Raw genomic sequence first — 24765 nt, 5'->3', positions numbered from 1 at the left:
GTCATTAAATCTCCTCATTGTTACCATTCATTGTTGTCTTTAGCTTGTGATCCAGCCTCTGTAGATCATCAGGGAGCGGCGCTGTAAAACGTATTCTATGGCCTGTGATCGGATGAACGATGGTCAGCTCGCTCGCGTGAAGGGCCTGACGCCCAATCCAAGTGTGTGCGAGCGCAAGCCGCTCCTTGGAGGTATCCGTCCAATTCGGTGCAGCTTGTCCATAGAATGAATCACCGATTAAGGGGCAGCCCAAATGCTTCATGTGTACTCTAATTTGATGCGTGCGTCCGCTCTCAAGCTTGATTCGGACTTTGCTGGCCCATTCATACACTGTTTCGACTTGGTATATCGTCCTTGCAGCATAACCGTCCGCCGTTACAATCCGGCGATGAGGCTCACTCGGATCGCGGTCAATCGGTTCATCCACTACACCCTCAGAAGGGACAGGATGACCGAAAACAACAGCAGTGTAATATTTATCAACAGTGCCTGCAATCATCTGTTCAGAAATATGCTGATGAATATACGGGTTCTTGGCAATGCATAGCACGCCTGAGGTCTCTTGGTCCAGTCGATGCACAGGTCTAAAGCGAACCTGTTCCCCTTTTTGTGCCCAATAATATACGACCCCATTCGCAAGTGTTCCCGTATAATGTCCATGAGTCGGATGAACAATGATTCCGGCTTGCTTGTTCACGACGAGCAGATGCTCATCCTCGTACAAGATGTTGAAGGGGATATTCTGCGGTAATATATCAGTCGAAGTTTCCTTCTCCATACGAAGCTCTACAAGATCTCCACTGGAAACCTTGACACTGATATATACTCTTTCACCGTTCAACTGAATTCCTTGCTCTGTCAACTTAAGCTTCGACATCAACTTGCGTGAAACACCTAATCTGCGCTGCAGAATCGTCTTCAGCAGCATCCCTTCATCTTCTGGCTCTACGATATAGGTAATTGGTTCATAATACGTTATCATTTACTGCGGAACACCTTTTTACTTCGAATATATTCAACGTCCGGAATACCTGCACGAACATTAGCTGTACGGGCGATGACAAAGAAATAGTCAGACAAGCGGTTCATATACAACCTTACAGCTGGATTAATATCGGTATGCGAACCCAGGGTCACCATGCGACGTTCTGCTCTGCGGCATACCGTCCTGCACACATGCAGAGCTGAAGCAAATGGGCTTCCGCCTGGAATAATAAATCTCTCAATTTGAGGATTCTCTTCTTGATGGAGATCAATCCACGCTTCAAGCTGGCCAGCAAGCTCAGCAGTTACTTTGTAATCCCCTTCTTCAAGCTTGACAAATGCCAGGTCTGATCCGCAGTCGAACAGCTCCTGCTGGATTTGTCTTAACTCTTCACACAGATCCTCATACTTTGAATCGGTTTCGGCCAGACTGATTGACTGACCAACGAAGCAGTTAAGCTCATCAATCGTTCCATAAGCCTCAATTCGGTCATCATCCTTGGGCACTCTTGCACCGATAACCGATGTTTTACCCTTATCTCCCGATTTGGTATATATTTTCATCATAACCCTCCAATTAATAGCGAATCTGACCTTTGCTGATATCTGCAGCTATTCCCGAGATCAGCATAAATGCCTGGTCACTTCTTGAAGCGATCAAATGATTCATTTCAGCCATCCAGCTGACAAAGCATTTCTCGTCCTCAGATGGGTGGAAGCTTCCATGCATTTCATTTGTCACGATGAGAAGTAACCCTTGATAAGATACAATAACCTCTTTTAACATATCCACTTTTGCCTTGATCTTCATTCGATCTGCTGTATTCCAGCAGGACTCCATTTCACCTGCCAGCCAAGCCGTCAAGCTGTCCACAACGACGATTCGTCTCTCCGCTATAAACAAGTTGGATTCACGATTAATATGATCCAGCACATCTGGCAGTGAATGCTCAGCATTTATATGTATTGTCCGAAGTCTGGCGGGTGTCCTCAGCTCATCAAGCCTGTCTTGATTGTCTGTTGCTGTAACATATACCCCTTCACGGGCTAGTCTTGAGGCATAGGAAAGGGCAAATCGGGTTTTACCGCTGCTTACTCCACCTGTTACCATAATCAGCATTTTATAAAACCACCTACCTCAAAAAATAAATTACAGCCCCTTCTGAGCAGATGATACATCCTATTCTGTAAGCGCCTTTAAAACTTCTATAGACATTTGCTCATCCTGAGTCGAGATCGGAATCGTCGCAAACAAATTTTTCGCTGCATACTGCAAATCTATGAACATCGACATTTCTTCGAGCGGTATTCCGAATAAGTGCTCCCCTACAATCGGGTCACTGGACAGATCGCCATTCTCGTCGCGGGTGTAAATTCCCCCTTCGAATACGCCGCGGCTATATGCTTCCTGATCAAAATCATTCTCGAGAGGAATGTTGGAGCCGTCTGCGCCATATATCTTCATATCCTCTTCCGGCAAAATAATAAGATCATGTTCCCTTGCTGCATACTCCACTAAAATTTTTTCCTTGGAATACATTGGGCTGGCAGAGACTTCAATAACCGGAGCTTCTCCGAGCTTCTCCTGCAATTTGGTCTCAAGCTCCTCAGCAATCACAGACATGTTACCTTGGTTGTCAATCATAAATATGGAGAACTTATCTTCGTTACCACAGCCGGATAAAATCCCGACACACAATGCCATTGTAGCCGCCAAACTCCATCTGCCTCGCATGTGTATGACTCCTCCTTTTTTCCCTTATTTCACATCATATCACAATTGAGATGGACAAAAAAAGAAGACCCTCACTCGGGTCTTCTCTATAGGAGAAATAAGCTAAGCTTTCTTAGGATATGCCTTCATATATTCATTGATCTTCAAATCCAGCAGGCTGCTGATTTCAATCACAACGTCTGAAGTAAATGACTTCTCTTCCAGAAAGATTCGTTCCATCTTGCTGCGCAGGATATGAATTTCATCTTCCAAAGAAAGACCACGAGAAGATGCTTTCTCCGAGTTGGTGAGCCAAGTTCCGCTGCTTTCATTATCAACAGCATATTGACCACGATATGTCGGCAAATCATATTCAGCACAAAACAAGGTAACCCCTCCCCAGAATCTATATCCTAATGGATTATAACATACAACTTAACATATAGCAGTGATAAAAGTGACATTTTTCGGAAAATATTTGTTATGCTTACATTATTATTAACCCTGTTTCTCAAGTTTGTAAACAAAATTCCCGATTCTTTCTAAAGCTTCATTAAGCTGAGCTAAAGAAGTAGCGTAGGAGCAACGTAAGAAGCCCTCTCCTCCTGCTCCAAAAACACCGCCAGGAACAGCCGCTACTTTGCCTTCCGTAAGCAGTCGTTCTGCAAAATCGTCCGATGTTAGACCCGTTTGCTGAACGCTCGGAAACGCATAGAATGCTCCTTGCGGCTCATGGCAGTCCAGTCCAATATCTCGAAAGCCCTGAACGATGAGACGTCTGCGCTGATTATAGGACTCAATCATCCGGTCCTTCTCTTCCATACCGTTTGTTAATGCCTCAAGTGCTGCAACCTGTCCCATGGATGGCGCGCACATCACCGTGTATTGGTGAATCTTGAGCATCGCCGATATCAGATCGGAATGACCGCACATATAACCAATCCGCCATCCGGTCATTGCAAAGGCCTTGGAGAATCCACTCACTAGGATCGTGCGGTCACGCATTCCGGGAATCGAAGGGAAGCTGACATGCTTCTGATTGTAAGTAAGCTCTGCATAAATTTCATCGGATATGACGATGAGATCATGCTTCTCCACAACTTCTGCAATGGGCAGCCAGTCCTCATAGGTCATTGTTGCCCCTGTCGGGTTACTCGGATAACACAATATAAGTACTTTCGATTTGGGCGTAATCTTCGCTTCGAGTGCCTCTGCCGTCAGTTTAAAATTATTCTCTGCCTTGGTTTCGACGCCTACTGGAACACCGCCGCCAATCGATACGATAGGTGAATAAGCAACATAACATGGTTCAGGTACTAGGATTTCATCTCCCTGAATAATCAAAGCACGCAGAGCAAGGTCAATCGCTTCACTACCGCCTACGGTAACAACAATCTCATCCTTAGGATCATACGGCGTATGGAAGCTCTTATCCAAATATTCGCTGATCGCTTCTCTCAGCTCCGGCATTCCGGCGTTGGAGGTATAGCTCGTAAATCCACGCTCAAGTGAATATACAGAGGCCTCGCGCATATGCCAAGGGGTAATGAAGTCCGGCTCTCCCACACCAAGTGATATGATTCCTTTGTTATCACCGACGAGATCAAAAAACTTCCGGATCCCCGAGGGCGGGATTTGCTGAACACGAGGAGCGAGATAAGAACTCATCGACCTAGGTTGTGCATCCTTCTGCTGATCTTGGTTAATTAACATATCTCATACTTCCTTTTATGGCGAAATCAAGAGCCGCTTATCTTCTTGATGCGGTTCAAAAATAATGCCGTCTTGTTTGTATTTCTTCAAAATAAAGTTCGTCTTCGTCGATAGCACCGAATCGATCGGCGACAATTTCTCCGATACAAAATTAGCGACTTCACGCAGATTGCGTCCTTCAATTTCTACAAGGAGATCATATGCGCCGGACATAAGATACACGGATTTGACTTGTGGGTACAAGTAAATACGTTCCGCGATCCCTTCGAATCCTCTGCCGCGTTCCGGTGTAATCTGTACTTCAATCAGGGCAGTTACCTTCTCATCGTCCACTTTGTCCCAGTTCACAACGGTTGCGTATTTAACGATAACATTGTCTTTTTCAAGCTCTGCCACCGCACTCTTCACATCTTCCTCCGAGGCTCCAAGGAGCGTCGCGATCAGCGCAGGACTTCTTCTTGCATCTTCTTTGAGTAAATCAAGCACTTTTAGTTTCAAATCATTAAGTTCTGTCATGCATTTCCCTCCAGTGGTTATACGGGTCGGCTCTAACGGGCCATGCAACACTTCTTATCGAAGATTAAATATAATATTACATGAATTTATTATTACTGCAAATAAAAAAACCGTATCTCCCTTTAATCAACAGAAGATAACGGCTTTCGAGTCAATTGGACAAATTTCGTTTTACATATAATTCGGTTTGTGCGCTTCGATGTTGGGCTGTTGTGCATAAGGGGCATTGCCTGCTGAAACATTTTTAGATTGAATAAATTGCGTGAGCTCCTGTTTCGTCTGCATTTGCGTTTGAATCTCTTTGTTCAGATCCATTTGCAGTGCGTTGCCTGGAGCCTGATACATATTGTGCTGCTGCATTGTATTGAATATCTGGCCTTGCAGCTTGAGTGTGTCCATTGTAAGATCGGTGAACATCTGTCTTACTACAGGACAAGCAGACTCTGTTGTAGCTGTCGTATATTCTCTTACCGTTCTCTTGAGATTATCTAGAATGGATTGCATCAGATCGGCTTCGGGCATAAACAATGGATTATTTTGCTGGTTGTTCATCTGTATTCCTCCTTCGTTAATTCATCGGATGCGTCGGTGCCAATGGCTGATGCTGCTCAAGTGCTTGGAGCAGTGTATCTGCATGCTGTTGATGTGTCATGATATGCTGTTCAAGAACTTGCTTGATTGCATGGTTTTGAATACTCGCTGCTGTCGCAGCACACTGCTTAATCAGCAAGTTTTCATTGGACAAAGAATCGCTTATATAACTGAGCTCTTTACCTGAAATGGCCTGCATTTGTTGTGATTGCATAATATCCTCCTTAAGTAGGTACGTCTTCATACTCCCTGCTTACCACTTATCCATTCATAGATTCCAATCAGGGAATCCTGCATATTGCGCCTTAAGTAGCTTGTCCTGGCGAACAAATGAATATGTACGCTATGTACAAGTTCTTACTTTGCCGAAGATTTGTTGACCGGCTGAGCTTGTAACAGTCTCCGGATCATAAACCAGCTTAGTACAGGCGACAGACCCAGGATAATCATAAGCCATGTGATCGTCTGCGTAGATTGATTGATCTCAAGAACAACAATAAAGATAACAATGCCGACCACTCTGCCGATGGTTAGACAAATTTCACGCAATACGACAAGCTCAACCCGCTTGGATACGTTCTCGCCGCTGGTTCCCATCAAATCAAATACCGATGAAATCATGGGCAGAATATACAAAGGCATGAAGATCGCTGATCCAACCCCTTGCAGGAGCAAAGTTCCGTAACTTACGGTCCATAGCAGTGGAAGCGTAAATAAGAATAACAGAGCAGCCCCGACCAAAGTCCCGTAATAGCGATAGCCCGGCTTGTACCATTTTCCGACAACACGGTAACTAACTAATGCTACCAATGAGGTGATCAGATAAAACTGTCCCAGCTTCGCTTCTTGGGTTGTCGCAATGTATACGAGCAGATTCACCAAGAATGAGAATACCCCTTCTCGAACTCCTTGAGCTGCAAGTGCTGGAGCCGCCCATCTCCAAGGACTCCCCTTCTCGCTTAATTGCTTCACAGGCTCGTTCCAGCTGTAAGTGCCTTCTGCTTTCCTCTTCTTTAAGAAGAAGCTGAACACGACCCCAATGCCAAATACCAGCATAGAGATCATAAAGATATATTGATATCCTTGGTTGCCAACAGACAATGAAATAATCATCCCTGATATCCAAGGACCGACAATGCCGACCAATGATCCAATCAAGCCTACCCAGCCGTTGAATAGATCACGATTATCACGATCTGTGACCTCGAAGTAAACGACATTAAAGGCAAGCCAAAACAATCCAAGAGACGCGCCCAGCAGTAAGCCTAATGGCCAGATGTAATCCACTGCATGCTTATCAAGCCCCAGAACGAGTAGATAGAACACACCTGATAATAAGATGCCCAATCGAAGCGCATTCATTTTGTTGTGTTCTTTCACCCATTTGCCAGCAAGCCAAAATGTCAGTACCAGCCCGATCTGCTGACTGATTGTGAACCAGCCGATCATGGCAAAGTCTTGTTTGCTCTTCCATAGAAAAACGTTTAGAAAAGTTCCGGATAAAGCACCAGCAAGTACAAACAGTCCATTAATTAGCAGGAGAAGCCGTGATTGTTTGTCGAGAGGAGTTTTACTCATGTGCTAATCCACCTCCACAAATTTTGTTATATAGCTGAAGAGCACAAGCATGTGCCTGCAGAAATAATCAAATCTTAATATGTCCTCTCCTGTGAAAAAATCGTTCTGTTCAAATATTTACTATATATTGGATGTGGTTGCATAAAAAAAAGCACATGCTGCGTCGAAGCAGTCATGTGCTTAGGTTCATAAAATTGAGAATAAATGACTTGTTACTGTGAGCTAAGCCGCTTCACCATACGCAGCCGATCTTCGGTTGCCAGACTATGTGTCGTTGTGAAGCAAGCAGGACATACGTACATCTGGATTCCAAATGGCGCCTCTAATGGATGAAGCGCAGATTTGGCAGCAGCAAATTGATCCTTCTTCACCGTCTGTACCCCTGCATGGAGCATAAACTCACGGCAGTTCGGACATTCAGGGACTTCCTCTTGTTGATCCAATATGGATTGAACCGTCTCTCCATATTTCGCCATGTTCAGACCAGAATCTTCATACGTATCCAGTGCTCTTACACTTGGAAGTATTGTATCCGTTTCGTCCTCCCATAGGTTACTATAATCTTCGTCCGATTCGTTTGCCTGATTAGACTCCGTATGAAGCAGTTCCTCTTCATCCTCGGTAAGAGTCACATTTAGCGTCCGATATCCTTCTAATGACTCGGATTTGGAGTTGCTCTGGTCAGCTTCCTCCTTCAACGTATCTTCTTCGACTTCAGCCGTTCCCTCCAGTGTGAGGGGATTATTACAATAAGGGCATTCCTCTTCAGGTCCTAGCTCCTCATCCCATACAATTTCAGTTTGACACCATGGACATACAGTAGTTTCCACTCTATTTCAACCCTTTCTTCTTATCCCATTCTCATCTTCGCCTATTACCCATTTATCATATACACGACCCCTGCTACGAAAAAAATGACAGCCGCAGCAAACAGAACCCTGATCAAATTTTTCATGGGTGCCTCCTGTAACAAGGTTATTTAATTCAGTTCAGCAACGGTAACTCCTGTACCGCCTTCTCCGTAGTTGCCCAGTCGGTAGCTCTTAACGTTCTTGTGCCTGCGAAGATATTCCTGTATGCCTGAACGGAGAACACCGGTACCCTTGCCGTGAATAAGGTACACCTGACCTAAATTCGCCATGAAGGCTTCATCAATAAATCGGTCTGCCTCAACCAAAGCCTCTTCGAGATTAGCACCTCTGAGATCGAGCTCTGATCTGACATGCTCATCCCGAGTACGCTTGACTCCTGTTACATGTCTTGTCGCTCCCGCCCCTTGCTTTTGAGCCTGCGGTGTATCGATTAACTCTAAATCGGTAAGTGCTACTTTCATTTTCATAATACCGAGCTGAACCAAGGCCTCTTTGCCGGCTAATTCAACGACATGACCTTTCTGATTCAAACTGGCCACCTTAACTTCGTCACCAGGTTCAATTCTCCGAGCTTGAGCCGCTTTTTTAATTTTTTTCATGCGCTCGGCTGGTTCAGCATCACTTAATGCTTTGCGTGCGGCGATGAGCTTGTGCTCCTTAACAGAAGCTCCTTCCTCAAGCGCCAGCTTACGTAGATCACGAATAATTTGCTCTGATTCCTGACGAGCTTTGGCAATGATCTCCCGTGCCTCCTGCTCCGCCTTCTCAATGCGTCTGTCCCGCTGTTCCTCGAGCTTGCTGATCTCCCGCTCATGATGATCACGAAGCTGCTCCAGATCCTTTCTCAGCTTCTCGGCACGTTCCTTCTCCTGCTCTGCTGTCAGGCGATTCTGCTCCAGCGAAGCAATCATGTGCTCTACTCGCTGATCATCTTCTTTGACTTCCCCGCGGGCATAATCAAGAATATCAGACGGAAGTCCCAGACGTTCTGCGATGGCAAATGCATTACTGCGTCCTGGAACACCAAGCAATAGCCTATAGGTCGGACTCAGCGTATTGACATCAAATTCCATACTCGCATTAATGACACCTTTGCGTTCATAAGCATAAGCCTTCAGTTCACTATAATGAGTCGTTGCAATCAAGCGGCAGCCTGTGGAATGAATGTGTTCAAGGATGGCTATTGCGAGTGCAGAGCCTTCTGAAGGATCGGTACCAGCCCCAAGCTCATCAAAGAGCACAAGGCTTTTCGGTGTCATTTCCGACAATATTCGAATGATATTCGTCATGTGGCTTGAGAAAGTACTGAGGCTCTGTTCAATGCTCTGCTCGTCACCGATATCGGCATAGATGGCATCAAATACACATAACTGGCTCCCATCCTCTGCGGATACGAATAAGCCGGACATGGCCATCAGACTTAAGAGCCCTACCGTTTTGAGCGTAACGGTCTTACCACCGGTGTTGGGACCGGTAACAATGATCGATGTATACGAATTTCCTAGTTCTACATCTGTTGGAACAACCTTATCTATAGATATAAGCGGATGTCGACCTTTTTTGATCTTCATGAAGCCACGGTCATTCATAATAGGCAAGGTTGCTTTCATTTCCCGAGCGAGACGTGCTTTTGCAAAAATAAAATCCAATGTCCCCAGCAATTCGACATCGATGGCAAGCAATTCTGCTTGTTCTCCAACAAGAGCCGTCAATTTCTGCAGAATCACTTCAACTTCACGTTCTTCGCGCATTCGCGTTTCACGAAGCTTGTTATTCATAGTAACAATGGATTCGGGCTCGATAAAAAGCGTTGCACCTGACCCCGATTGATCATGAACAATCCCGCCAAAGTGCGCACGATATTCGGCCTTTACCGGAATGACGAAGCGATCACCGCGAATCGTGACAAGCTGATCCTGAAGCATTTTGGACACCGAAGATGAACGGATCATCGAATCGAGCTTCTCTCTAATTCTGGACTCCCCCGTTCTTAATTCACGACGGATTTGGGACAAATTAGCGCTCGCCGAATCCAATACTTCTGCGGAATCATCGATACATAATTTAATTGCATCCTCAAGTGGTTTTTGTTCAGACAACTGCTCACTCAGGAAGATTAGCTTGTCCATCTGAATTTCTTCCTGCATGCCATCCAGCAGGCGTTTAAGTCTCCGTGCGGTGTGAACCGTATTATGGATGGACAGCAGTTCATGGGGACTTAATGTTCCACCAATTCGAGCTCTCTTCACTGCAGAACGAATATCCACAATACCGGAAAATGAAGGTATCCCTTTCAACCGATCCACATTGACGGCCTGGTCGGTTCCAGACAGCAAATTTTTAACTTCCTCCAGATCGCTGATCGGAATTAAATTTTCAGCGTTGTGTTTACCCATCTCTGTTTGCGTGTATAGAGATAATGTATTTAAAATTTTACGATATTCTAACGTATGCAAAATTTTTGAATCCAATGTGACAACTCCTCTCGGGCTCTATTTGTATTATAGCGAAAGAGCAGGACTTGTGCCATTTGAGAATGATGCCGCACATAAGAAATGCGGGATTGTTACATAATAATATTGCATACGGAGTCTGTTCATCAAAAAAGGAGGACAAAATCATGAACATTTTAGGAGCTATCGTCCGGTTTATTGTAGCCGCAATCGTATTGTTACTTGTTGGCTGGATCGTTCCGGGCTTCTCAGTAGGCGGATTTGGCAGCGCGCTGATATTGGCCGTTGTCATCGCATTGTTAGGCTGGGTCATTGAGAGCATCTTCGGAAAAAGAGTCTCACCTTTTGGCCGCGGTATCGTCGGATTCTTGGTGAGTGCGCTCGTGATCTGGCTGTCTCAATACATCGTCGACGACGTGTCCGCCAGCATCCTGGGAGCCATCCTTGCAGCATTAGTCATCGGGATTATCGACATTTTTGTACCAACCCCGTTTGATGCAGCAAAAGGAAATCGAAAATAAGAAACAGATGTGAAATCATCTGTACACTCGAAAAGAGTCTCCTTATCAATATAAGGAGGCTTTTTTTCTTGGATACAGTTCTCACTTATCTGCTTCCCCATTCTAATGAGTACTATCGGATGTGCTTACAAATTGTTTGCAAAATTCTCACATAAGGAAATGCACAACCCTATTCTTCTGAGGTATCATGGTAGTACATTATGGATTTTATTTTGGGAGGCCTTGCGTGATGAAAAAAGTCAGCTATCTGCTATGCACCGTGATGCTGCTCTTCTTGCTCGCTGCGTGCGGACAAGACTCTGCGGAGAATCAAGGCAGCGGAATTACTGAGCCTGAAGTTGCTGCAAGTGACGAGATCGTCATTAAAGCAACAGATTACGAATTCGATCAACCAGAGTATCGCATCAAAAAAGGAGTGCCTGTACGTGTTGTATATGAGAATGCAGAAGGGAACCACGGAATTATTGTCCCCGGACTTAGCCTCCAGCTTGATCGAGATACAACATCCAAGGTCATCACACCGGAAGAAGCAGGTGAGTTTGAGATCGCTTGTTCTGTATTTTGCGGTACGGGTCATTCCACAATGATATCTAAGATTATAGTTGAAGAATAATGAGCAAATAAGCCTGTCCCAGCATCTTGTTAGATGTTAGGACAGGCTTTTGCTATAGCATGAATCAGCTCTGATCCTGCTCAATCAGTTCAATCCATTCGTTATACTCGGTCTGAAGCTTCGTGTATTCATCCTGCAGCTGACGATATTCATGAGCCAGATTCTCTGACTTGTCCTGCTGCATCTCACGCTCCACTTCTAGAAGGCGCAGCTGATGTGCTGTTACCTCATATCGTTCTACAACATCCTGGAGCTCAGACTCAAGAGCCTTCTTCTCCCCTTGCAAGGAATTCAAGCTCGATATCGCTGCATCCTTCTCTCGTTCCAGCTCAGCCAACCGACCGTCTCCTGCAGCAACCTGCTTCTGCCAGCTGCTGACCTCTTCAGCTAACTTGCTGCGATCTTCTTCCCATTCCTGCTGCTGTGCTGCCAGCTTCTCATATCTCGACTGGAATTCCTGCTTCTGACGCAAGGCTTCTTCCTGAAGCAGCATCCAATGCTGTTCCTTATGAGACCACTCCTCGAGCTCAGTCTTTAAGCTCTTCTCATGCTCATTCCATTGGTTCTGCTCTGCACGCAGCTTGGATACAGCTTCTTCAAGCTCCTCGTATTTGAGCTGCCATTCAATGGCTTCTTCCTCCGCTTCATTCAGCAGGGATTGGCGTTTCGACATCTGTTCCTTGACTTTGTCATGCTCAGCTTCGATCGCAAGCAATTGCTTGCGAATGTTAGCCTGCTCTTGTTCGTATTCGGAAATGAGCTGCTTGTACTGTTGTTCCTGACTTACCGACTGCTCATAATCAGCTCGAAGCGCTTCATAGTGCTCCTGCAGTTCAGGAAGCTGCTGGGATAGTGTTTCTCGTTCAGACTGTACACGCTTCATCTCTGATGAGATATGCTCCAGCTCACTGCGCACACTTTGAAGTTCAGCTTGCGTCACTTCTAAACGTTCAGTCGCTTCAAGAACCTCTGTCTCCAGGGCACTGATCTCTTGTTTATGCTGCTCTGCTGCCATTCTCCAGCTCTTCTCGCTGCCCGACAGCGACGCAACCTCATTCTGCAATTGTCGTGTTGCTGCATGAGCCTGCTCCAGCACTTTCTGTAGTCGCCGCTGCTCCTGCTCGGCCTTCTCACCAGCCTGCTTAAGACTGGAGATCTCACGCTGACTCGCCGCATGCTGATCCTGAATCTTACGAAGCTGAGCAGCGCTTGCAGCTTCTTTATCGATGGCTTCCTGAATTTTGACCTTAAGCTGCTCAGCTGTCTCTTGGGCCTTGGCCGCTTCCTGCTCTGCTGTACGCAGCTTGGCTTGAAGGGACGAGCTGTTATCCTTCACATCGGATATCTGCTGTTCAAGCTCCTGGATTCGGCGAGTCTGCTTCGCAATCGTATCCTGCCCTTGTGAAGCAAAGGATTCAAGCTCGGAGACGCGGGTCTGCTCCTGTTCCAATCTGCCAGTAAGCTCCTTCAGCTTGTCTTCTTCCTCGGCAAGCTGGGCAAGAGCCTCCTCTAGCTGGTTATCCGCTTCAGCTCGTTCTTCCTCAAGCTGCTGCTGGAGCTGTTCAAGCTCCTCTTTGAGCTTCTGTTCACGCTCGATATACTTACGCATAAGCTCATCCTTAACGGAGTTGAGCTCTTCACGATACTGCTCATAAGCTGCTGCTTCAGCTCGCTCTGCTTCCTGAACAGCCAAGCTCTCCGCTTCCTTAAGCCGTTCCTCCATCTCGCTCTTCGCTTCGCTCAGTCGTTCCTCGTACGCTTCCTTTATTTCGGCAAGATCACTGTCAGCCTGCTGAAGCTGATGATTCAAATCATGAACTGATTTCTCCAGCACCTTGATTTGTTCCTCAGCTTGAGTCTTGAAGTTGAGGAGCTCTGCACCCTTGGCCTCTTCATCCAGCAGCATTTGTGTTATTTCATCAACCTGCTGCTGTGCTTCAGCTTCAGCCTGAGCCTTAACAGATGCGATTTCTTGAAGCTGTGCCTCCTTGAACGCACTTAACTTCGCTTCTGCTTCCTCCTCTGCTGTGAGGATCCGTGCATCTGCTGCTGTCCGCACTTCTTGAATCTTGATATTAAGCTGCCCAAGCTTGTCCTCGCTCACCTTCAGTGCATTCTTCCATTCCTGCTCCTTGGAGCTCAGCGTCTTCTGCCACTCTTGCTCTTTGAGATTCAATTGCTGCTCCAGCTTGGCATACTTCGCTGCTGCTTGGTCTGTTAGTTCCTTCAGCTTGGCCTCATGCTGTTTCTGAAGAGCCGCCTTCTCTGACTGTAGTCTTGCTTCTAGCTGATTCCGCTCCTGCAGAATCTTGTCTGCTTGTGCTGACTTCTGCTCAAGCTGCTTCCGCAGCTCCCGCTCCTTGGAGGCAGCTTCTTCGATAAGCTTGTTATGCCTTGCTTCCTGCTCAGCCATTTCATTCTTGCGCCTTGCTTCAAACTGCTCTGTCAGCTCTTTCTGTTTCTGCTGTGCCTGCTGCTGCCACTTCTTCTCATTCTGCTGCGAACGATTAAGGAGCTCGTTATAACTTTGCTCGGCTTTTTTCAGCTCCTCTTCTCGAAGGAGTGTCTTCGACAGTGCCTCTTCCAATTGCGATTTCAATGCACGCTGCTCTTCATTACGCGCCTTCTCCAGCTGTGCGAGTGCCTGCTGTGCATTTTGCTTCTCTTTATCCAGCTCAGCTCTTGCTTCTTCAAGCTGCTTCAATTTCTCCATCTGCTGTTCATAAGTATCTTGAAGCTTCGACAATTCGCTTCCCAGCTGAGTCTTCTCACCGGTTACCATCTTCAGCTCATTCTTGATCTGTTGAACCTGCAAGGATTCCTCAGCCATATGTACTGCAGTCAAGACGGCTAGTCTCGGTGTATCCAGTCTGGAATGGGTCTTGGATATCGCATTCATTCTTTCGTCAACCAGGCTTGCAACCTGTTTCATATATTCGGCACTGCTGCCGACCAATTTATAAGAAGTCCCGTAGATGTCTACGGTGACGCGAGTACGATTAGGTGTAGTCACAGTTGTGCCCTCCTTCATGTCTGTCTTGTTGATTCTAAGTTGAAAAAAAATCACATCGAACCTTGATGTTTAAGGATTCGATGTGACTTAGGGCAATTCCTGCAATTTTTTTCTCAAAAAATAAAGGGTAAATCAGGAAAAAACTTATTTGCGAAGTTCAGCCCCGGTTTTATCGGACAGATCCGTCAGCACTTTTGTATGAACCGCCGTAATTTCCTCTTCGGTCAGTGTGTGATCCTTGTGACGGTATGTTAGTGCAAGGGCAATACTCTTCTTGCCTTCTCCCACTTTCTCCCCTGTATAAATATCGAATACTTGAACAGATTGAAGCAAATCACCAGCTGACTCCCGGATCGAAGCCATCAAAACGCCGGCTTCTACCGATTGCTCTACAACCACGGCAATATCACGGGAAACTGCTGGGAAGCGCGGCAGCTCACGATAGACAAGTGGAGGAAGAGCCCCATCATACAAGGCTTCAAGTGACAATTCGGCTATATACGTATCTCCTAGATCATAGGCCAGCTGAAGCTCAGGGTGGACTTGACCAAGTGTTCCTACGAGCAACTGCTCCTCATCGGATACCTTCAGATAAATGGAAGCCGAGCGTCCTGGGTGATAGTCCTTCGGCTGATTCGCAGCGTAGCTGATTCGTCCTTCAAGTCCGAGATATGCAAATATGGATTCCACAGCACCTTTGAGATCAAAGAAATCAACCTTCTCAGCTGTAATATTCCATTGCTTCTCAATTCGATTGCCGGACAAGAGCAGAGACAGCACCGGAATTTCCTTAGGCTGCTTGGTCAGTGTCTCTTCTTCTGTATAGAAAACACTGCCGATCTCAAACAGGGCGAGACTCTCCTGCTTGCGATTACGGTTATACTGTGCAGCTTCCAGCATTTGTGGAAGTGCGCTTGTTCTGAGTACGCTGAGCTCTTCACTCATCGGCATGGCGAGCTTCACAGACTTGCTGCCTGCCGTCAGGGCTGAGAACTGTGTTGATCTCTCCGGATTAACGAAGGAGTAACTGATCATCTCCTGATATCCTCCGTTAGATAAGAGACCACGCAGTGCTCTGCGGATGACCTGAGGCTTCGTGAGTGATCCCGGAGTCGTAGGTCCTTCAATTACCGTTGTTGGAATATGATCGTATCCGTATAGACGGGCAACCTCCTCAATAAGATCCACATCCCGAGTAATATCTCCCCGACGTGTTGGAACAGTGACATGAAGCTCGTTCTCTTGAGCCGTTTCATATGAGAAATGCAGGCGATCAAAAATCGCATGAATTTCCTCAGCAGAGAGCGATGTCCCCAGATAGTTATTTACTTTGCTCACAGAGAGAGCAATCACTCGTTCTTCATTGGAGCCTGATGTGGACTCCACGATTCCCGGATGCACATTTCCTCCAGCATAAGCACTGATCAGTGATGCCGCACGGTTCAATGCAGGAATGACAGAACCAGGATCCACATTTTTCTCAAAACGAAGACTGGATTCTGAACGCAGTCCGAGTTCGCGTGATGTCTTGCGAACTGTAGTACCGTCAAACTTAGCTGATTCCAACAAGATATTAGCTGTATCACTCTTAACTTCGGAATTCTGTCCGCCCATTACTCCAGCAATTGCTACCGGCTTAACACCATCTGTAATCAGCAGCATCGTGTCTTTCAGTTTACGTTCCTGATCGTCTAGCGTAATCATCGTTTCGCCTTCTGTGGCTTTGCGAACAACGATATGGCCTCCCGCTAGCTGATCCGCATCAAATGCATGCAGCGGCTGGCCATATTCCAGCATAACGTAGTTGGTAATATCCACGATGTTATTGATCGGGCGGATGCCGGCTGCCATCAGTCGATTTTGCATCCATAGCGGAGATGGCTTAATCGTTACGCCACTAATATATCTAGCCGAGTAATGAGTACACAGCTCAGGAGCATCGACTTGAACGGAGATATGGTCTGCTGCCGCTGAGCCGGATTCATTAAGCTCTGCTTGTGGTACGGGTAAAGTGATATCTCTGCTCAAAATAGCACTAACCTCGTAAGCAGCACCAATCATGGATAATGCATCCGAACGGTTAGGGGTAAGATCAAGCTCAAGCACATGATCGTTAAGACCCAGCACCTGCTCAATCGGTGTTCCTACTTCTAGCTCAGCCGGCAGTACAAGAATTCCTTCCTGCAGCTCTTTAGGCAAGAGCTTGTCATTTAGCCCGAGCTCTTTGGCAGAACAGATCATCCCTTGGGACAGAGCGCCGCGCAGCTTGGCTTTTTTAATTTCAAGACCGCCGGGCAATTTTGCTCCGACAAGAGCGACAGGAACCTTCTGACCTGCATCAACATTTTTCGCTCCGCATACGATCTGAAGCTCTTCCTCAAGTCCAGCGTCGACTTTACAAATGTTCAGCTTATCTGCATCTGGATGCTTTTCTTTGCTGGTTACATAACCGACGACAACTTTGGTCACACCTTGATTCCGATTTTCCACAATATCAATTTCAATTCCCGCACGTGTGATGCGTTCAGCCAAATCCTGAGGTGCAACACCCTCTAGAGAAATATAATCAGATAACCATTCTGTTGATACTCTCACGTTACGATCACTTCCTTCTATTTATATAAGCTTCTAATTCAGCCTGTGGAGATGTAATTATAATCTGGCAAACTGCTTCAGGAATGAGAGGTCACTGTTATAGAAATGACGAATATCGTCAACTCCATACTTCAGCATCGCAATACGTTCTACACCCATACCAAATGCAAACCCGCTGTATTCCTTAGGATCATAGCCGCCCATCTCAAGTACGTTAGGATGAACCATTCCTGCTCCTAGAATTTCAATCCAGCCGGTTTGTTTACACAAACGACACCCAGCTCCCCCGCACTTAATGCAGGTAACATCGACTTCAACACTAGGCTCTGTGAATGGGAAAAAGCTTGGACGAAGACGAATTTCTGTATGTGCACCGAACATTTCACGCACGAACTGGAGCAACGTACCCTTCAGGTCACTCATCCGAATGTTTTTGCCGACGACAATTCCCTCTACCTGATGGAACTGGAAGGAATGCGTAGCATCATCATCATCGCGACGATATACTTTACCTGGAACGATGACCTTCACAGGGGATTCACCTTGCATCGCAAGCATGGTACGAACCTGTACAGGAGAAGTATGTGTACGCATGAGAATATCTTCTGTAATGTAGAAGGAATCCTGCATATCTCTGGCCGGATGATTCTTCGGCAGGTTGAGCGCTTCAAAGTTGTAATAGTCCGTTTCGACCTCTGGACCTTCAGCTACCTGATACCCCATACCGACAAAGATATCCTCGAGATCTTGGATAACCTTCGTTAATGGATGGAGCCCTCCTTCTGGCAGACGGCGTCCTGGCAGCGTGATATCAATCGTTTCCTTTGCCAGGCGTTTCTCGGTTTCTGCTCTTTGAAATGCTTCCTGCTTCTCTCCAATTACAGCTTCGATAGCACCACGAACGTCGTTTGCCACCTGTCCAATGACCGGACGTTCCTCTGCACTCAGTGCGCCCATACCACGCAAAATTTCAGTAAGCGCACCTTTTTTACCTAAATATTTCACCCTTATATCGCCAAGTGCCTGTGCATCATTTACGCCTGCCAGCTCAGCAAGCGCTTCGTTCTTCAAAGCTTCCAATCTTTCTTTCATGACGTTCAGCAGCCTCCTTTAAATGCCCTAAGATTTTGATCAAACAAAAAAAGGCCTTTTCTCCCGATGAAGGGACGAAAAGACCGTGGTACCACCCTTGTTAGATTCATGTACAGCTGTTATAAGGCTATTCTCAGCCATATCCGCTCTACGATTTCAATCTCACTTTAGCACGCTCATAACGGGACGTGAACCGGTATCCTCTACTGACACACAAAGTATACGGTACATACCGTCTATACTCTATCTGATGTTCAAGGAACTGCTCCGGAGCGAACTTCGACAGCCTGATTTCGTAGAAACGCTCTCAATCTCTGGCGCTTCCTCCCTGTTCAAAAGCACTGTGTACTCTTCTCCATCTAAGCATTTTGTTCATTTTAAGTCTTGCCTAGTTTGCTACACTATTATACGCAAATGCGTCTTCTCTCGCAAGTCCTGTAATCAAAATAGGCTATCCTCTATGTTGGGAAGAACGCTTATCCTTCTTTTCCAAGGCTGCCAGCTGTGAGCGAATCTCCCGGATTTCTTGCAGTGTAGCACTGTCCATATAATAAGATTCGACATTTGCCTGTTGCCCGGAGTTCACTTGATCGTAACTAGACCCTGTCAGCAATTCATTCAAACGATGCTGCAGCTGGATCCGCAGATCTTCCTCCTCACGCTCCTCGGGAGTTTCATTTTTTCTAGCCAAATGCTCCTCATATTCCTGTACCGTTCCATCAAATATGCGCAAAGGCTCATCCTTACCCAAATGGAGCAGCTGATTAGCCAGCTTTCGGACAAGCGTCCGATCGTGAGATACAAACACAAAGGAACCCTCGTAGTTCAGCAGCGCTTCCTCCATCACTTCTCTAGTATCAATGTCCAAATAATTGGTAGGTTCGTCGAGGACGAGCAGATTGGAACCGCTGAAGTACAGTCTTATAAATGCTGCTCTGCACTTCTCACCCATGCTCAAATCTCCAATCTTCTTGAATACGTCATCCCGTGAAAACAAGAAATTACCCAGCATGGTCCGTGCCTCTGTCTGTGTCATGAATGGATTAATGAGCAAGCTGTCCAGCAAAGTCATCTCCGGCTGCAGACCTTCAAGCTCCTGCGAAAAATAACCTATTTTAGTCTTAGGATGAAGGTTCACCTCTCCTTTTTGTGGAGACAGCTCTCCCGTGATCAGTTTTAGCAGCGTCGTTTTCCCAGCACCATTCACGCCTTGAAGAGCAATCCTCTTTCCGCGCTCAACGACCAGGTTAATCCCTGAGAATACAGGCGTTTGAGTAGCAGGGTAAGTGTACTCCACGTCTCTTAGCTGAACAAATGTCCTTGCCCCAAATTCCCCTTCCCTTAAATCCACACTGACTTTAGGACCTTCCCGCGGCCTTTCAACCCGTTCTCCCTCAAGCCTTTCAAGCTGCTTTTGCTTCGCATGATATCTTGATATATTTTTGTTGGCCCTTGCCTTATAATAACTTGCTGCAATTCTTGACTCTGTTACATTCCCTGCGTTTCGATGCGATATCTTAAACCATTCCTGGTATTTACGAATAGACTCCTCCAGTGCTTTCTTGGCAAGCTCCTGCTGACGATATTTCGTCGCCTGCTCTCTGCGCTCGCGCTCCTTCTGCGCCTTGTATTCCTCATAGCCTCCCGGATATTTATGAGTCCCCTCCGGAGTAAGCTCACAGATGCTCGTGGCTACCCGGTCCAAGAAGGTCCGGTCATGCGATACAAAGACAAGTGTGCCTGTATAGGACAATATCCAGCCTTCCAGCCAGACCATGCTCTCATAATCAAGATGATTGGTCGGCTCATCAAGAATAAGCAGCCTCGGTTTTCTCGTTAATAGTGCAGATAGGCGCAGCCTGGTCTTCTGACCTCCACTTAGAGAAGAGAAGGGGCGTTCCCATAACTCCTCCCTAATACCGAGATGCGTCATCATTCGCTCAAGCTCAGCTTCTTTCGAATAACCACCGTAGGCTTCATATTGATCGAGTATCTCACCATAGCGCTGAAGCAAATCGGGAGAAGGATCTGCCTCAGAGGCGAGGCTTCCCTCCACCTCCTGAAGATCCATTTTTAAGGCTCCCCACCCTCCGCTCTCTGCATAGGCAATCTGTTTAACACTCAGGTGCTCCTCCGGTTTAAAGTCTTGGCGCATAAATCCGATTTCTTCAGACTCAAGATGGACGGTTAATGTACCTTCCGTCGGCTGTTCACTGCCTGTCAGAATATTTAGCAGCGTCGTCTTGCCACAACCATTCCGTCCAAACAGAGCGATTCGCTCATTCTCATTAACCTCCATATTGACATGTCCGAACAATTTCTTTCCGTTCCAATCCTTACTAATCTCACGCATATGAATAAGTGTTGTCATACCGTATCTCCCTCTTTCTGTACAGAAGCTAAAACACCGCAGGCAAGGAGCCTGCGGCTTAGACGTTCATCTATAGAAGAAGCGTACTTTAGAGGATAGGAGAACAGGTAAAGATACACCTGCGGTATGTGAGCAAGCAGAGCTGACCGGTTCAAGTCCAGCACGAGGCCGCGGAACAGACAGCACAAATAACCACACGTATCCCATCAATAGAAATAAGCACACTTGTCCCTAGATACGTCAGCCGCATACAGCTAACCTGCTACACCATCGGTTTACAGTTATCTTCAGGATATCGTGTGTTTTACTCCATGATACGTGTGGTTACCTCTCATTCATCATAATTGTTTTTAGTATAGCATGATCTTGAAGAAAGGCAAATATGCAAATGCCTAATTAAAATTATAAAGACTTCCCCTTAAACCATTTCAAGAAAGCATCTGCTACCTGTTTACCTGCCTCACCGTTCGGGTGTGGATCAAATTCATTGCTCATGTATTTTTGCTGAATACGGTGCTCATCCGGCGCAGCGCAGGACAACACTTCTGCGATATCAAATACATAATCCACGCCTTCAGGCGGTCTTGTACGTAACGTCTCATTCACTGTACGCCAAATCTCCTCCCTCTGCTCTACAAAATTAAACGGAGGTACGGTGAAGAGAATGATCTGCGGTTTGGCCTCCGGATTTTGTTTCAATTTCCGAACAATGGCTGTCAGATCCTCAAGCAGCTCTTCGCTGCTCCGAGCGCCAATATCGATGTCATTGACACCCAGCACCACAGCCACGTAATCACCTTGACTTGCTTTCACAAGCCATGAACCATCTGCAGCCGCATCATAGGCCCTTGCCCAGCCTGATCCAATATTCCAGACGCTGTATTCTGTATTTAACCCATCTGCAATACGGGCTGCCCAGTATTCATAGCCATCTTTTCGCGTTCTTACTCCCTGTGTGATAGAGTCACCCAAGAAGATCATCCGATGCTTCACTTGTCGTTTATACCCAATAAATGCCGGCAAGACCAGCTGATTCTCCAGTGCTGTGAAGGATGCTCCCGATTCCTCCGAAGCCCTCCTTCCTTCTGCAGCATAGGCAGATACAAGCAGTCCTTCGGTGTTGTACGGAAAGGACTTTCCTGCTGCTTCTGTTGTAAGGGTCCAGGTAAATACCAGGTCCCGTCCCGGCAGCACATTAATCGTGACTGCATCACTCCAGAATTGTTCTCCAGGCTGTACGTGCTTCGTATATTCCCCTTCAAATGTGATCGGGGTACCCGATCCAGGTACAACACTTCCATCCCGCTCTTCCTGACTGACCGCTACATACGCCGACTCAATCTTCCATTGCCCGCCAGGCATGCTCCCTTGTGCTACAGCACCCATATCCCAAGTAGAATCCACCACATTGCTGTGCCAAAATTTCATTTCCAGCGGCCCGTTCTCTCTAAGCTTGATGTACGTTCGATATGTACGTGTGAATGCGGTTTCCTGAATCATTATAAAATTCGTTGCCGTCGACACGGCGGTTGCAGATACGTATTCCCCCAGCATTTCTAATCCACCCTTTTATTCATGTTGTATCTAAATCTATCAATCTAAACCTCCATCATTATACTCCAGCTTCAAAAAACAAATCTATAACCCATAGAAAAAAGCCTCGCGAAGAATCGCAAGGCTCTTAGTGAAGCGGGTGATGGGAATCGAACCCACGCTACCAGCTTGGAAGGCTGGAGTTCTACCATTGAACTACACCCGCATATATACAATCGGGATGACACGATTTGAACATGCGACCCCCTGGTCCCAAACCAGGTGCTCTACCAAGCTGAGCTACATCCCGTCATCGTTATGTATCATTTACTTAATTGGTGACAACTAATAATATATCACTCACAGTTAATTCATGCAATACTTTTTTTGCTGAGAGAAGCATTAGAAGCTTTCTAGATAGAATGAACTCACAGATTATGAGGAAGAAATCGTACAATTGTGAGGCTCACTAAACAACGATGATGCGAATCCATTTTTCAGCGCATCACAGCCAAAACTGGTTCTTTCTAAATATATTTATGTATGTCTTATGTTCATTCTATCTAGCCTTTCTAATTATAGACAACTACCTTTAAAAATCGGCTTTCAAAATCTTCAGACTTAAGCGGTTTGCTGAAAAAGTATCCCTGACCTTCATGACAATGCTGTTCCTGCAGAAATAGAAGCTGTTCTTCATTTTCTACACCTTCAGCAGTGACCTTAAGCTGTAAATGCTTGGCCATAGAGGTTATCGTAGATACGATGGCCTTGTTGCTGTGGTCCTCCATCAGCTCACGAACGAAGGACTGATCAATCTTCAATCGATCGATTGGAAGCTTCTTAAGATAATGTAACGAGCTGTAGCCAGTCCCAAAATCGTCAATGCTAATCTGTACACCTAACTTCTTGATCCGATCCAGAACATCAATTCCCTGATCAAAGTCCAGCATCGTGCTCTCTGTAATCTCCAGCTCAAGACATGTCGGATCAAGGCCCGTATCAAGCAGAACGCGCTGAATTCGATCTGTCAGATGCACATCCTGAAATTGCCGAATGGACAGATTCACAGAGATCGACAAGGGTTTGTACTGCTGCTGCCATTTTCGATTCTGAGAACATGCCTCCTTAAGCACCCATTCCCCAAGAGGAACAATAAGCCCGCTCTCCTCTGCGATGGGAATAAAATCTGCTGGTGAGATCGTCCCTTTGACCGGATGCTGCCAGCGCACGAGTGCCTCAACACCAACGACCTCATTCGTTCTTAGATCGATTTGCGGCTGGTATTCCAAATAGAATTCTCCACGCTTCAGGCCCTTTCTGATGTCATGCTCCATCTGCAGGCTTTTCTGTGCCTCCCGTTTCATCGAGACTGCATATCGGTTCAAATCCATTCCATGATCCTTCGCGAAATGAAGGGCTGTATTCGCATTACGAAGTAATTCCTCAGGTGAGCTTCCGTCAAACGGAAATAGGCTAATGCCAGCAGACGGGGTAAGGTACAGCTCACGATCTTTTAATAGTAAGGGCTCTTTGAAATGCTGAAGAATTTCACTTACCTGCCGGTTTAATAATTTTGTTTCAACAAATTCGCTTAAAACGACAGCATATCGGTCACTGTCCAGCGAGAACACCTCTATTTTGCCGCCTCTATATTGCTTTAGGCGTTCTCCTGTTGTTTTCAGCAGTTGATCTCCGAACTGATAACCAAGCGAGTCATTTATGATCTTAAATCGGTTGATGTTGATGACCAGAAGACCTACCGTCCGATTCTCTGAATATGCAGAATGCATACAATCACGTAAATGTAGGAGTAAGGACCTCCGATTCGGCAATCCTGTAACTTCATTATAATGAGCCATGTAGTTCAGCTGTTCTCGGGTGACGGTCTGCCGCTCCAGTGGAATCGTGACGTAAACGTTGAAATACACCTCTTGAAAAATGAAATAGCCCAGCAGCTGAAAGATCATGGACAGCGTAAAAGAGAGATCTGATACGTCTTGAATCTGCAGCATAAAGCCTTGACTGACAATACAAAATATCATACCAAGTATGAGGTTCTTATTCACATTCATTACTCGTTTTACCTTTGAAAATAACAGCCCCAACAGAGCCAGCATTAAAAAAGATAAAAGAGAAAAATGGATCGCATAATGAATTGGATTTACAATCTCGTTCAAGGGGTCATAAACGCTAAAGAAGTAATCAAGATTGTCGTTGTTTTGTAGAAGGAGAAGCAGGACTGCCATATATAGCAGGGCAGCACCTAATCCTATAGATTTGCGGATGGGACGCTCCGCCGATTTTGGAGAAGAAAACCCGAGATAAAGCATGCCCATTACACAGAGCAACCGAGTCAAAAATACTATAAGTATGACATCGGAGGTATCCACCAGCAACTCATTTCTGAAGGAAATTCCACTATAGTGTATAAATAATAGCAATTCCAAAAAACCTGCTGCAAAAAATACAGAAGCAATGTACTGTCCATTATGTGTTCGCTGCCCCTGTTCCAAAAGTCTCGCCTGGTTAGACGCCGAGAAGCAGATAATTAACGAACAAAGAGAGATGCCCATTCCCAATAAATTAATAAGTTCCTGACTAAGCAA

Annotated in this window: 20 protein-coding genes and 2 tRNA genes; 2 read left to right on the top strand and 20 right to left on the bottom strand. The window is 46.1% G+C overall.

What is annotated here, in order from left to right; all coding sequences use genetic code 11:
• Positions 1 to 4: 4 nt before the first annotated feature.
• From ACFSVM_RS04780 to ACFSVM_RS04725, 12 genes are all read right to left on the bottom strand, one after another.
• The gene (locus tag ACFSVM_RS04780) at positions 5 to 982 is read right to left on the bottom strand and encodes an RluA family pseudouridine synthase (protein WP_379260679.1); all 978 of its coding nucleotides are present in this window, start codon (positions 980 to 982) and stop codon (positions 5 to 7) included.
• Positions 979 to 1548, bottom strand: coding sequence for a cob(I)yrinic acid a,c-diamide adenosyltransferase (locus ACFSVM_RS04775; protein WP_076311685.1), 570 nt, complete (start codon positions 1546 to 1548; stop codon positions 979 to 981). Before ACFSVM_RS04775 ends, ACFSVM_RS04780 begins: the two co-directional genes overlap by 4 nt.
• A 13-nt stretch (positions 1549 to 1561) precedes the next feature.
• A complete protein-coding gene (locus ACFSVM_RS04770; protein WP_076311686.1) occupies positions 1562 to 2104 on the bottom strand; it encodes a bifunctional adenosylcobinamide kinase/adenosylcobinamide-phosphate guanylyltransferase in 543 nt (180 codons plus the stop codon).
• Positions 2105 to 2164: 60 nt separating this feature from the next.
• A complete protein-coding gene (locus tag ACFSVM_RS04765; protein WP_076311687.1) occupies positions 2165 to 2719 on the bottom strand; it encodes a hypothetical protein in 555 nt (184 codons plus the stop codon).
• A gap of 102 nt (positions 2720 to 2821) precedes the next feature.
• Complete coding sequence (locus ACFSVM_RS04760; RefSeq protein ID WP_047910005.1) at positions 2822 to 3085, bottom strand: aspartyl-phosphate phosphatase Spo0E family protein; 264 nt, start codon at positions 3083 to 3085, stop codon at positions 2822 to 2824.
• Between the two features lie 111 nt (positions 3086 to 3196).
• Positions 3197 to 4411, bottom strand: a complete 1215-nt coding sequence (locus ACFSVM_RS04755; protein WP_090723349.1) for an aminotransferase class I/II-fold pyridoxal phosphate-dependent enzyme — start codon at positions 4409 to 4411, stop codon at positions 3197 to 3199.
• Between the two features lie 15 nt (positions 4412 to 4426).
• Positions 4427 to 4927, bottom strand: a complete 501-nt coding sequence (locus ACFSVM_RS04750; RefSeq protein ID WP_076311689.1) for an Lrp/AsnC family transcriptional regulator — start codon at positions 4925 to 4927, stop codon at positions 4427 to 4429.
• 171 nt (positions 4928 to 5098) lie between these two features.
• Positions 5099 to 5479 carry a spore coat protein gene (locus tag ACFSVM_RS04745; protein ID WP_076311690.1) on the bottom strand — a complete coding sequence of 127 codons (381 nt, stop codon included), beginning with the start codon at positions 5477 to 5479 and terminating at the stop codon, positions 5099 to 5101.
• Between the two features lie 16 nt (positions 5480 to 5495).
• Positions 5496 to 5732: a hypothetical protein gene (locus ACFSVM_RS04740; protein ID WP_076311691.1), complete on the bottom strand. Its 237-nt coding sequence runs from the start codon at positions 5730 to 5732 to the stop codon at positions 5496 to 5498.
• Positions 5733 to 5875: 143 nt separating this feature from the next.
• Positions 5876 to 7096 carry an MFS transporter gene (locus tag ACFSVM_RS04735; protein ID WP_090723351.1) on the bottom strand — a complete coding sequence of 407 codons (1221 nt, stop codon included), beginning with the start codon at positions 7094 to 7096 and terminating at the stop codon, positions 5876 to 5878.
• Between the two features lie 212 nt (positions 7097 to 7308).
• The gene (locus tag ACFSVM_RS04730; protein WP_076311693.1) at positions 7309 to 7926 is read right to left on the bottom strand and encodes a hypothetical protein; all 618 of its coding nucleotides are present in this window, start codon (positions 7924 to 7926) and stop codon (positions 7309 to 7311) included.
• A 149-nt stretch (positions 7927 to 8075) separates the two neighbouring features.
• Positions 8076 to 10439, bottom strand: coding sequence for an endonuclease MutS2 (locus ACFSVM_RS04725; protein ID WP_379260674.1), 2364 nt, complete (start codon positions 10437 to 10439; stop codon positions 8076 to 8078).
• A 149-nt stretch (positions 10440 to 10588) separates the two neighbouring features.
• Between ACFSVM_RS04725 and ACFSVM_RS04720 the strand changes: the two genes are divergently transcribed.
• The gene (locus ACFSVM_RS04720; RefSeq protein ID WP_076311695.1) at positions 10589 to 10942 is read left to right on the top strand and encodes a phage holin family protein; all 354 of its coding nucleotides are present in this window, start codon (positions 10589 to 10591) and stop codon (positions 10940 to 10942) included.
• Positions 10943 to 11171: 229 nt separating this feature from the next.
• Positions 11172 to 11555 carry a cytochrome C oxidase subunit II gene (locus tag ACFSVM_RS04715; protein ID WP_090723356.1) on the top strand — a complete coding sequence of 128 codons (384 nt, stop codon included), beginning with the start codon at positions 11172 to 11174 and terminating at the stop codon, positions 11553 to 11555.
• A gap of 64 nt (positions 11556 to 11619) precedes the next feature.
• Here the strand turns inward: ACFSVM_RS04715 and ACFSVM_RS04710 are convergent, their stop codons facing one another.
• The 8 genes from ACFSVM_RS04710 to ACFSVM_RS04675 form a co-directional block, all read right to left on the bottom strand.
• Positions 11620 to 14568, bottom strand: a complete 2949-nt coding sequence (locus ACFSVM_RS04710) for a hypothetical protein (protein ID WP_090723357.1) — start codon at positions 14566 to 14568, stop codon at positions 11620 to 11622.
• A 144-nt stretch (positions 14569 to 14712) separates the two neighbouring features.
• Positions 14713 to 17163, bottom strand: a complete 2451-nt coding sequence (gene pheT, locus ACFSVM_RS04705; protein WP_076311698.1) for a phenylalanine--tRNA ligase subunit beta — start codon at positions 17161 to 17163, stop codon at positions 14713 to 14715.
• 57 nt (positions 17164 to 17220) lie between these two features.
• Complete coding sequence (pheS, locus tag ACFSVM_RS04700; protein WP_076311699.1) at positions 17221 to 18255, bottom strand: phenylalanine--tRNA ligase subunit alpha; 1035 nt, start codon at positions 18253 to 18255, stop codon at positions 17221 to 17223.
• A gap of 451 nt (positions 18256 to 18706) precedes the next feature.
• The gene (gene abc-f / locus ACFSVM_RS04695) at positions 18707 to 20626 is read right to left on the bottom strand and encodes a ribosomal protection-like ABC-F family protein (protein WP_090723359.1); all 1920 of its coding nucleotides are present in this window, start codon (positions 20624 to 20626) and stop codon (positions 18707 to 18709) included.
• 402 nt (positions 20627 to 21028) lie between these two features.
• Entirely contained in the window at positions 21029 to 22180 is a 1152-nt protein-coding gene (locus ACFSVM_RS04690; RefSeq protein ID WP_090723360.1) for an SGNH/GDSL hydrolase family protein, read from the bottom strand.
• Positions 22181 to 22314: 134 nt separating this feature from the next.
• Positions 22315 to 22385: transfer RNA gene (locus ACFSVM_RS04685), tRNA-Gly, on the bottom strand.
• Between the two features lie 10 nt (positions 22386 to 22395).
• A tRNA-Pro gene (locus tag ACFSVM_RS04680) sits at positions 22396 to 22469 on the bottom strand.
• 262 nt (positions 22470 to 22731) lie between these two features.
• A complete protein-coding gene (locus ACFSVM_RS04675; protein ID WP_379260670.1) occupies positions 22732 to 24231 on the bottom strand; it encodes a putative bifunctional diguanylate cyclase/phosphodiesterase in 1500 nt (499 codons plus the stop codon).
• Positions 24232 to 24765 lie beyond the last annotated feature (534 nt).

It is taken from the genome of Paenibacillus shunpengii, assembly GCF_042684905.1.
Taxonomy (GTDB): Bacteria; Bacillota; Bacilli; order Paenibacillales; family Paenibacillaceae; genus Paenibacillus; species Paenibacillus shunpengii.
This window is presented reverse-complemented; position numbering and strand designations above follow the sequence as displayed.